This is a genomic window from Herbivorax alkaliphila, from assembly GCF_030848475.1.
Taxonomy (GTDB): Bacteria; Bacillota; Clostridia; order Acetivibrionales; family Acetivibrionaceae; genus Herbivorax.
In genome coordinates this window covers 1-6,106 of the sequence record NZ_JAVDDS010000086.1, presented here as the reverse complement: position 1 = coordinate 6,106, position 6,106 = coordinate 1, and the positions used below count along the sequence as shown (strand labels likewise).

6 protein-coding genes and 1 pseudogene are annotated in these 6,106 nt (G+C 34.2%); all 7 read left to right on the top strand.

Annotated elements, in window-relative coordinates; all coding sequences use genetic code 11:
• Window positions 1-166 precede the first annotated feature (166 nt).
• The 7 genes and pseudogenes from RBH29_RS16910 (at window position 167) to RBH29_RS16880 (ending at window position 5,921) form a co-directional block, all read left to right on the top strand.
• Entirely contained in the window at window positions 167-1,246 is a 1,080-nt protein-coding gene (locus tag RBH29_RS16910; protein WP_306698180.1) for a hypothetical protein, read from the top strand.
• A gap of 318 nt (window positions 1,247-1,564) precedes the next feature.
• Window positions 1,565-2,056, top strand: a complete 492-nt coding sequence (locus RBH29_RS16905) for a hypothetical protein (RefSeq protein WP_306698179.1) — start codon at window positions 1,565-1,567, stop codon at window positions 2,054-2,056.
• 284 nt (window positions 2,057-2,340) lie between these two features.
• Window positions 2,341-3,264 carry a methylenetetrahydrofolate reductase gene (locus RBH29_RS16900; RefSeq protein WP_306698178.1) on the top strand — a complete coding sequence of 308 codons (924 nt, stop codon included), beginning with the start codon at window positions 2,341-2,343 and terminating at the stop codon, window positions 3,262-3,264.
• A 262-nt stretch (window positions 3,265-3,526) separates the two neighbouring features.
• Window positions 3,527-4,162, top strand: coding sequence for an HAD family hydrolase (locus tag RBH29_RS16895; protein WP_306698177.1), 636 nt, complete (start codon window positions 3,527-3,529; stop codon window positions 4,160-4,162).
• A gap of 387 nt (window positions 4,163-4,549) precedes the next feature.
• Window positions 4,550-4,962 (top strand): annotated as a pseudogene (locus tag RBH29_RS16890) (MmcQ/YjbR family DNA-binding protein).
• Window positions 4,959-5,225, top strand: coding sequence for a DUF3795 domain-containing protein (locus RBH29_RS16885; protein ID WP_306698176.1), 267 nt, complete (start codon window positions 4,959-4,961; stop codon window positions 5,223-5,225). The pseudogene RBH29_RS16890 and the gene RBH29_RS16885 overlap by 4 nt, the downstream one beginning before the upstream one ends.
• A gap of 360 nt (window positions 5,226-5,585) precedes the next feature.
• Window positions 5,586-5,921: a DUF4190 domain-containing protein gene (locus tag RBH29_RS16880; RefSeq protein WP_306698175.1), complete on the top strand. Its 336-nt coding sequence runs from the start codon at window positions 5,586-5,588 to the stop codon at window positions 5,919-5,921.
• Window positions 5,922-6,106 lie beyond the last annotated feature (185 nt).

Below are 6,106 nucleotides of genomic sequence, written 5' to 3'. Positions count from 1 at the left end.
TGCGAAGTTATCGGAAATTGGACGCAAGGATTGCCGCGTCCTGCGGCAGATTTTTTAGGAAAGTCTATGGAGTATATTTTTTTACATATGAATGGTATTAAGTTGCTTTTTAGCTTGATTATGATTGTTTGAATTAGTAGCATTAAAAAGTAGAATGGGGTGTTTTATGGCAACTTTTGGAGATAGGTTTGGTGGTTACTTACAAGAATGTAAGGTGAAATTAGAAGAGTTATCTAAAAGGGATTTTGAAATAGATGAGTTAAAAGATATTCTTTCCTCAATAGGAACAAAATTTGAGCTATTCCTCAAAAGTGTTATTTTCCCTTCGATAAGCTCAAGAAATAATTTGGTTGTTTTTATTAATGAGCTTTTAAATTATGGCTTTGTTCAGAACGAAGTTGACCTGTTTCACGATTTGAGGAAGGCATATAATAATTCTAAGCACGAACCAACATATAGACCATCTATTATTGAAATATTAAAATTAATCGATCAAGTTACAATAATAACTGATAAGTTAATAAACCTAGGACTTGGTCAAACAAATAACTATATACGTTCAAGTTTTAGTCGTGTATTCTGGATTGCAGCTTGGGACCATTATGACGGTGGTGATACGGAAATTCATATTAGTTTGCCAGATGAGTCAGGAAGGTGGTTAGGTCCACTTTCAATAGATATGATATATATTGAGCTACTTTCATGGGAGACTGTAAAATTAGAATTAAGCAATGTAGGTATATTGAAAACAAGTAATCAACTAATACCACAAAAACTATTGAGTGAGTGGTCTTCTGAAGGTGATTTCCTTGATGCACTTGTTTTTGAAGGTTATTATAAGGATTTGATTTCTGTGTTATCACAACATGAGAAACGGATTGAATTGATGCCAGGTCTTATGAGACATCATGATTTAAGAGCTATGGTTCAAGCTTGCATACTTTCAACTATTGATGTTATTACAAACATAAGCCAAAACGATAAACCAACCTTAATTAAAGAAATTAAGATGCAAGCTGTTAATGTATACGCAATACCTGAGAATTATGAAAAATTATTATTTATAATTGAGAGTTTTGTAGAAATGATACATGATATTGAAATTAGTAACTGGGTTCGAATTTCAGGAATAAAGTGGTTGAAGGAAGATGAATATGAATTAGGTAAAGAATCTGCTATAACTGTTAATAAGGAGTATAAGGTATTCATTGACGAAAATCATACATTTTGTATGATAGGAAATTAGTCGATTAAAAGGCTATTTGAGGTCGCCACGTCCTGTGGCTCTTGCTTCGCGGGGCGTCCAAAATCCGATAACAACAGATTCACACAAGGGCTCGTGAGAAAAAGCATGTAGCAGAGATCTGAAGTATCAACATGAAGAAGGACTCGCCACATTCCTTCACCGGGCCAAGGCCGCCAAAGAAGAAAGGCTCTGTGGGTCCGGTTCAGGAACGTCGTGAATCAAAACGATATATGATAGAATGGGCTTAGTTGAGACGTTCGCCGTCCATGGCTCACTAAGTTGGGCTTTGAGAGTATATTGTATTAGGGAGTGTCTGCATTGAATTTAATTAATGAATATATGATAAAAAGAAATAAAATTGAATTAAATGAAATCTCTTTGGGATATACTACAGTTTACCTTTATAAGGTAGAGGAATTAGATGAGGCTCAAGTCGGATATAGTGTTGATGAAAATGGAAATATCTTAACAGGTATAAGCGATGAAGATTGGAAAAAGGAATGGTTAGTAATTGGATATGAGGATTGTTGTGGTGATGCAATTTTTACAGATATGAGCAATAGTGAATTTCCAGTATTTACTGCTATACACGGTGTAGGAAAATGGAACTCACAATTAATCTCTTCAACTTTTGATAATTTTATAAAAGCATTAGGTTACATAAAAGAAGCTTCAAGAGGAAGAGAGAATCCAGTTAAGTTAGAGCAAAATCCATTAACAGAAAATGAAAAGGAGAAAATATTAAGTAAAATTCATCATGAAAACAAAGATATTGAATTATTATTCTGGGAAGATTGGCTTGAAGATTAAATATTCAAAAAAATGTATTAGAAGTTCTTTGGAGTAGTCGCTTCGCCATCCATGGCTTCGCTAAGCCCATTCCATCACATATCAATGCGTCTTCACAAGGGTGCAGTAAGTAATACATGGAGTATGTCTCTAGAGATTGAACATGTAGAAGGACTGCACCACATGTCCTCAGCAAGATAGGAGTTATCTAAGCTTCGGACACGTTGTAGACGCTCGACGTTCTTTGAAATATGGTGCTTAATGAGAAAGTCTTTGAAGAAATCATATTATTTGTGGAGGTTTTAATGTTAAAGGAAAAAATATTAAATAAAAAACTTGGAATTATTATTTATGGTATAACGCCACCGAAAATTAACAATTCAATAGAAAAAATTACTGAAATATCAAAAAAACAAATTGAGCGAATAAAAAAGCTAGACATAGACGGACTTGCTATTTATGACATTCATGATGAAAAGGATAGAAATCAGAATATTAGACCTTTTCCTTTTATAGAAACAATTGATCCTTTAGAATACAGCGAGGAGTATTTAAAGGAATTAGAAATTCCAAAAATAGTTTACAGGTGTGTGGCTAAATACACGCAAAGCCAGTTTTGTGAACTAATATCAAATAATAGAGATGGTAATAATTTTAATGTTTTTGTTGGAGCTTCATCAAGAAATCAGTTAGTCCCCTTAAAATTATCAAAAGCTTATGAGATTAATAGGGAATTAAGTCAAAATACTATTTTGGGTGGAGTAGCGATACCTGAAAGACACATGAAAAATAAAGATGAGCATCTAAGAATAGTAAATAAATATAAACAAGGGTGCAAATATTTTATAACACAAGCGGTCTACAATTTAGAATCAGCGAAAGATTTTTTATCAGATTATTACTATTACTGTAGGTTTAACAATTTAGAGATTGCTCCAATTATATTTACACTAACACCGTGTGGATCAATAAAAACATTAGAGTTTATGAAATGGCTAGGAATTAGCATACCTAAGTGGCTTGAGAATGATTTAATGAATTCTGAAGATATATTAAATAAGTCTATTTCTCTATCTAAGTCTATTTTTAATGATTTATTAGAATTTTCTATAGAGAAAGGAATTCCAATAGGATGTAATGTAGAAAGCGTATCAGTTAGAAAAGTTGAGATAGAGGCTTCAATAAAGTTGGCAAACGATATAAAATGTATGTTAAAGAAATATGTTTAAAGGATGTATAAGTAGGGCTTTGTAAGGCACCATACATCAAAGAACAAAGGATTTCCAGTTTCGCTACGCTTTACCCAAATTCATTCGCCAAGCCAAGTCTGGCTAAGGCTTATGAACTTTGGAAATCCACAACGTTCTATGACAGACTGTGCAGGGGTTTCTCCGCCACGTCGTGTGGCTAGGTTAGGCTCTGAGGTCATAATTAAAGGATATATAATAAGTGTTAAATCTTTTAAAGTAAATTTTTAGGCAGGTGTATAGAGTGGAGAAAGTGAAGCTTATTTGTTTTGATTTGGATGATACTCTGATTAGAGAAATCCATTCTGTTATGTTACCATGCATAATAAATGGAAAAGAAAAAGAGCACTTCTTTATTCAAGAACAGGAAGAAAAAGGCTTGATTAACTATATATCAGCAGATTATCTTAGAGCGGAATTGCTTTTAGGTCTTGAAGAAAGCAAAATTGCTCACTGTTTTTTGGATATTGTAAAACCTATAAAAAATATAATGAATGTAGTTAATGTATTACATGTACATAATATTAAATCAATTGTAATTACTGTTGGACCAAAGCAGGTAGCTAAAGTTGTTTGCAATATTTGGGGGTTTGATAGTTATTATGGTAGTGAATATGAAGTTGTTGATGGAGTTTTTACTGGAAAAATTCTTGAATATATTGGGGCAGAACAAAAAATTGAGTGTTTGAAAGATTTTTGTAATAGTAATAATATAAAGCCTGAAGAATGTATTGCTGTTGGAGATGGGGCGACAGATATTCCAGTTTTTAAATACTGTGCAAAGTCTATTGCTATAAACAGTTCACCAATTGTTAAAGAGAGTGCAATGTATACAGTTGATACAGATGATTTGACAGACATTCTAAAATACATACTATGAAAATAATCCAAAGCAAATATATTTTGTGCAATGGTATATTGTGGGTTTTAACTTAAAATAATAAACTTAAGTAACTGAAAAGATTAGTAAATGTTTAGGCGCCACGTCCTGTGGCTCTGGCTTCGAGGGGCACAGTCCATCATAGAACACTGCATGCTCCGTAAAGGTGCGGATGAGAAGGTTCATGTAGTAAGGCTTTGCGGGTAGGGCATGAAGTTAGCCGCACCACACCGTCAAAGCCACCGAGTCAGTCGGCACATTAGCCCGCGAAGTCTTGCTGGGCATGAGTGCCTCCTTGTAGGTTTTGACGGCGTCGGGCATGCCAAACCGTTAAGTGCAATTGGTCGCAAGACCGCCGCTTCCTGCGGCGGGTGAGTAAGTTTGCCGATGAAGAATATAGAATTGAAATCAATTAAATACTGGAGGAACTATAAATATAAATGGCTGGAAGAATATTGTCTTTCAAAAAAGGGAGCAATAAGTGATTTTAAAATTGAATGGATGCAAAAAGATATCTACTCGCGGGAAAAATGTTTGCTATGCAAGGAGGCGATAAAAATAAAAAGGCAATCATAACCTTGAAGTGCGAACCAAGTTTTGGAGAATCGTTGAGAAAACAATATAAACATATTAGCGAAGGATATTACATGAATAAAGCACATTGGAATTCAGTGTATTTAGATGGTGATGTACCTGATGAAATTTTGAAAAAAATGATTGATATGTCTTATGAATTGATATTCAATTCACTAAGTAAGAAATTACAAAAGGAAATTAATGAGGGGGGAAGAAAAAAATGATTGAATCAAGATGTGGTATGCTTTGTAGTGAATGTGAATACAAAGAACCTATGAAATGTGAAGGATGCGTTAGTATTTCAAAGCCTTTTTGGGGAGAAAATTGTCCAGTAAAATTATGTTGTGAAACCAAAAAACTAGAGTATTGTGGAAAATGCGAGGAATTTCCTTGTGATTTACTAAAACAGTTTTCATATGATAAAGAACAAGGCGATAATGGAAAAAGAATAGGACAATGTAGAAAATGGAATAACATTGGAAAATAAAAAAAAATTTTCATAGTTTTATTTGAGAGGCCTCCATCCTAGCGGCCTCTGAACAAGAGGGCGACCAACTACACTTAACAACGCATACAAGGGTAGTAATGAATTACGAGTCGCTCACCAAACCTTTTCGGGGACATAGGAGCTATGTAACCCCTCAAAGGCTTCTTGTATGCCGAAGTTGAACGAAATACCTCTGAATAATAAGAGTCTACGTAGATTCTTATTGTGGAAGTTTATTATTTATATATAAACTTTTGAGATTAAAATAAAAGTAATAAAGTAAATTATTTATATTGGATATTGACATAATTGTACAAATAATTAATACTTGGTACATAGGATTCTAGGAGGAAAGAAATAATGTTTTGTCGGGAATGTGGTAAGGAAATCAATAATAAAGCGGTTGTATGTGTACATTGTGGTGTGCGAACGGGTGTGGGAGAACCTGATGCTGTAATGAGGATGTTGTTGCCAGTTGGGAGATCTGGATATGCTATTGCAGCAGGATACCTAGGTCTTTTTTCACCTCTATTAATACCTGCTCCATTGGCAGTAATATTTGGCATTCTTGCAATAAGAGATATTAAAAAAAATACACATAAACATGGAATGGTAAGAGCGATATTTGGAATAACAATAGGTGCAATATGTACAGTGTTATATGCATATGCATTTTTAATCGCACCTAAATTTTAAAGGTTTAGGAAAAATGAATGAAGAGTTTTTAGGGTATGCTTCTAGAGAGTTCATTTTTAGGGGTACTTCGTTCAACAACGCATACCCACAGAGGGCACGGAAAGAAGAAGCAAGGAGAACGAGCCGTGCCACATGGCTTCGTCAAGATAGGAGCTATCTAAGCCTCAGCCACGTTGGGTATGCAG

Excerpts from the sequence above, each read along its gene's own strand:
- RBH29_RS16910 (WP_306698180.1), top strand. The coding sequence starts at position 167 with ATGGCAACTTTTGGAGATAGGTTTGGTGGTTACTTACAAGAATGTAAG.
- RBH29_RS16900 (WP_306698178.1), top strand. The coding sequence starts at position 2,341 with ATGTTAAAGGAAAAAATATTAAATAAAAAACTTGGAATTATTATTTAT.
- RBH29_RS16885 (WP_306698176.1), top strand. The coding sequence starts at position 4,959 with ATGATTGAATCAAGATGTGGTATGCTTTGTAGTGAATGTGAATACAAA.
- RBH29_RS16880 (WP_306698175.1), top strand. The coding sequence starts at position 5,586 with ATGTTTTGTCGGGAATGTGGTAAGGAAATCAATAATAAAGCGGTTGTA.